The organism is Methylobacterium sp. B1 (assembly GCF_000333255.1).
Lineage (GTDB): Bacteria > Pseudomonadota > Alphaproteobacteria > Rhizobiales > Beijerinckiaceae > Methylobacterium > Methylobacterium fujisawaense.
In genome coordinates this window covers 1-3,179 of the sequence record NZ_BACT01000955.1, presented here as the reverse complement: position 1 = coordinate 3,179, position 3,179 = coordinate 1, and the positions used below count along the sequence as shown (strand labels likewise).

At 73.1% G+C, this 3,179-nt stretch carries 3 protein-coding genes; 1 reads left to right on the top strand and 2 read right to left on the bottom strand.

Annotated elements, in window-relative coordinates; genetic code table 11:
- Positions 1-270 precede the first annotated feature (270 nt).
- Entirely contained in the window at positions 271-483 is a 213-nt protein-coding gene (locus tag I53_RS26820) for a heavy-metal-associated domain-containing protein (protein WP_043356652.1), read from the bottom strand.
- 401 nt (positions 484-884) lie between these two features.
- On the opposite strand from I53_RS26820, the gene chrA reads away from it, so the two are divergent.
- Positions 885-2,126 carry a chromate efflux transporter gene (gene chrA, locus I53_RS26815; protein ID WP_043356649.1) on the top strand — a complete coding sequence of 414 codons (1,242 nt, stop codon included), beginning with the start codon at positions 885-887 and terminating at the stop codon, positions 2,124-2,126.
- Positions 2,127-2,300: 174 nt separating this feature from the next.
- Here the strand turns inward: chrA and I53_RS26810 are convergent.
- Positions 2,301-3,179: nickel/cobalt efflux transporter (locus tag I53_RS26810; RefSeq protein WP_043356647.1), on the bottom strand; the 879-nt coding region annotated here is incomplete at its 5' end.

Genomic DNA, 3,179 nt, shown 5'->3' with positions numbered 1-3,179 from the left:
CTTGCCGCCCGCCGCGGCCTTCGGCTGTGGCTGCGCCGCGGCCATGTGGCGGCCGTGGCCCCCATGGCCGCCATGACCACCATGGCCCTCGTGGCCCTGGGCGGCGGACGGCGCGACGTAGGCGATGATCGCGAGGATCATCGCCGCCATCAGGCGCGCGATCTGCCGGTCGAAGCACATGGAATCAGGATTACACCGGTTCGGGTGGCGGGACCATGTCGGGCATGGGACGTCCATGCACAGCGCAGGTTGGGTTGGCGGCCCGAAGCATCAGGCCGCCGCGAGCATCGGCTCGGCCGGATAGCCGGCGGCGACGAGGACCCGGGCGATCCGCTCGGCCGGAGCCGAGGCGTTCGACACGGTGACGCGCTTCGCACCGAGGTCGACCTCGATATGGGCGCCGGGATCGATGGTTTGAACGGCGCGGGTCACGGATTCGACGCAGCCACCGCAGCCCATCCTGTCGACCTTGAAGCGGACCATGACGTTCTCCTTCGATGCCGTCCCGACGAGATGGGGCTTCCCACCGTTGGAAGGTCAAGCCCCCGGGATCGTCGGGCCTCGGCGTGCCGGCAGGCCTCGGCATGACGGCGTAGACCGGTGGCCGGTCCCGGGCCGTTGTCGGCCGTTTTGCCGATGACCTTGCCGGGGGGCGATCCCCTGCGGGACCGGGGCGAGACAGGCCTGCGCGGGTGGCTTGTACCGGTCCCTCGATCCCGATACCGACATGCGACACCGCAGGATGGCGCCGCGATCCCGACGGATGCGACCGCAGGGCGCGGCGGGCTTCGCGGGGGCGCCGTCGGAGGCCGTCCGATGCGGGACGCCGCTCGCGAACGCATGGCCGGCCGTCCCCCCGCCGGCACGACGGAGCGAGGCCGCCCATGACCGAAGCCCCCGCGGCCGCCGAGGCGCGGCGTACCGATCCCGCCTCGGCGGGCGCGTCCGGGTTCCCCGGGGAGGTGTTCCGCGCCTTCTTCAAGCTCGGCCTGACCTCGTTTGGCGGCCCGGTCGCGCATCTCGGCTATTTCCGCGACGAGTTGGTCATACGGCGCCGGTGGCTGGACGAGCGTGGCTATGCCGACCTCGTGGCGCTGTGCCAGTTCCTGCCCGGGCCGGCGTCAAGCCAGGTCGGGTTCTCGCTCGGGGTTCTGCGCGGCGGGCTTCTCGGCGGGCTCGCGGCCTGGACGGCCTTCACCCTGCCCTCCGCCCTGCTGCTTCTGGCCTTCGCCTCTGGCGCCGGCGCCCTGTCCGGCCCGGTGGCCGAGGGCGCGATCCACGGGCTCAAGCTGGTCGCCGTCGCGGTGGTCGCGCAGGCGGTCTGGGGCATGGCCCGCGCGCTGGCGCCGGATCGGCCGCGCGCCGGCATCGCGGTGGCGGCGCTGTTCCTCACCGTGTTCGTCGCCGGGTCTGTCGGTCAGGTCGGGGCCATCGCGCTCGGTGCCCTCGCCGGCCTCGTGCTCTGCCGGCTGCCGCCGCAGGAGCAGGCCGGGCTTCTCGCCTTCCCGGTGTCCCGACGGGCCGGCGCAATCGGCCTGGTCGCCTTCGCGCTGCTCCTCGTCGTCCCTCACCTGCTGGCCGCCAGTCTGCAATCCCAGGCTCTGGCGCTGTTCGATGCCTTCTACCGCTCCGGGGCTCTGGTGTTCGGCGGCGGCCACGTGGTCCTTCCGCTGCTGCAGGCCGAGGTGGTCGCCCCGGGCTGGGTCGGCCCCGGCACCTTCCTCGCCGGCTACGGGGCCGCCCAGGCCGTGCCCGGGCCGCTGTTCACCTTCGCGGCCTATCTCGGAGCCGTCGCCGGACCGGCGCCCCATGGCGTGGTCGGTGCGGCCATCGCGCTGGTCGCGATCTTTCTGCCCGGTCTGCTGCTGGTCTACGGCATGCTGCCCTACTGGGACGCGCTCCGGACGCGACCGCTGGCCCAGGCGGCCATGCGCGGGACCAACGCGGCGGTGGTCGGAATCCTCGGCTCCGCGCTCTACGATCCCGTCTGGACCAGCGCGGTCGGGAACGCGCGCGACTACGCGGTGGCCGTGCTCGCCTTCGGGCTCCTGACCGTCGGCCGGACGCCGCCCTGGATGGTCGTCGCAGTCACGGCCCTGGGCGGCGTCGCCCTGGCCCTGCTCTGACGGATCGCTGTCGAGGCCTCGGACAGCCGTGCGCGATCCGGCCGCCTGCTGAGACCTTCCGGGGGAATCGCCTGCCATGCCCGAGCCCGTCCGTTTCCGGCCGTGCGATAGGCTTTCAGCCCTGGGCCGGAAGGTCGAGGCCGCCGCCGGCGTTTCAGACCCGGCAGTCGTCGGTCACCCGACCGATGTCCCGACCGATGTCCCGGACTGGGCCGCCTGCGCCGCGGCGGCGTGGCGGAGGCCGTCCCAGCCGAGCCAGCCGGTGTAGAGGCCGACCAGCACGATCAGCGCCGCCGAGGCGTACGGCGCCCGGCGTGCGAACGCGCCGAACCCGGACCAGCGGCCGGCCACGTGCCGCACGCTCAAGGCCGCGACGACGCCGGCCGAGACCATCGTGAGCGCCAGCCCGATGCTGAAGCAGGCGACCAGCGCGAAGCCGAGGCTCAACTGCTTGAGCTGGATGCACAGCAGCAGCACCGTGATGGCGGCTGGGCACGGGATGAGCCCGCCGGTCAGGCCGAACAGCACGATCTGCCCCGTGGTCACGGTGCGGCCCTGGAAGCGGCGGCGGATGTCCTCCGCATGCGCCCTGGCATGGGCGTCGTCCTCGTCGCCGAGGTTCATATGATCGTGGTCGTGGTCGTGCTCCGCGAAGGCGACCTCGTGCATCTCCGACCCGGCCGGGCCGTCGAGGCGGACACGCGCCGTGAACGCGTGGGGCTCGGGGATCTCGTCCCGGCTCTCCAGGAAGCCTTCGCGCGCGACGAATCCGAACGCCTGCCGGGCGCCATCCGGGCGCACCGTCTCGACCGTGACGGCCGCGGGGACCGGCAACGATCCGCCCTCGGCCCGCAGGCGCCAGCGCGGCGGCACGCCGTCCTCGAACACCTCCAGCGTCAGCGCACCGTCGCGCGTGACGATGGGCCGATGCGCGTCAGGGTGGTGATGGTCGTGGGCGTGATGCTGCTCGCGCCAGGTCCGCCACGCCATCCAGAACGCGACGCCGAGGATGAGGGCGGCCGAAGCGAGCTTGAAATACGGCTCGGCGGGCTC

What these genes read in the sequence shown, in the direction of transcription:
- I53_RS26820 (WP_043356652.1), bottom strand. Translation starts at nt 483, where the DNA reads ATGGTCCGCTTCAAGGTCGACAGGATGGGCTGCGGTGGCTGCGTCGAA.
- chrA (WP_043356649.1), top strand. Translation starts at nt 885, where the DNA reads ATGACCGAAGCCCCCGCGGCCGCCGAGGCGCGGCGTACCGATCCCGCC.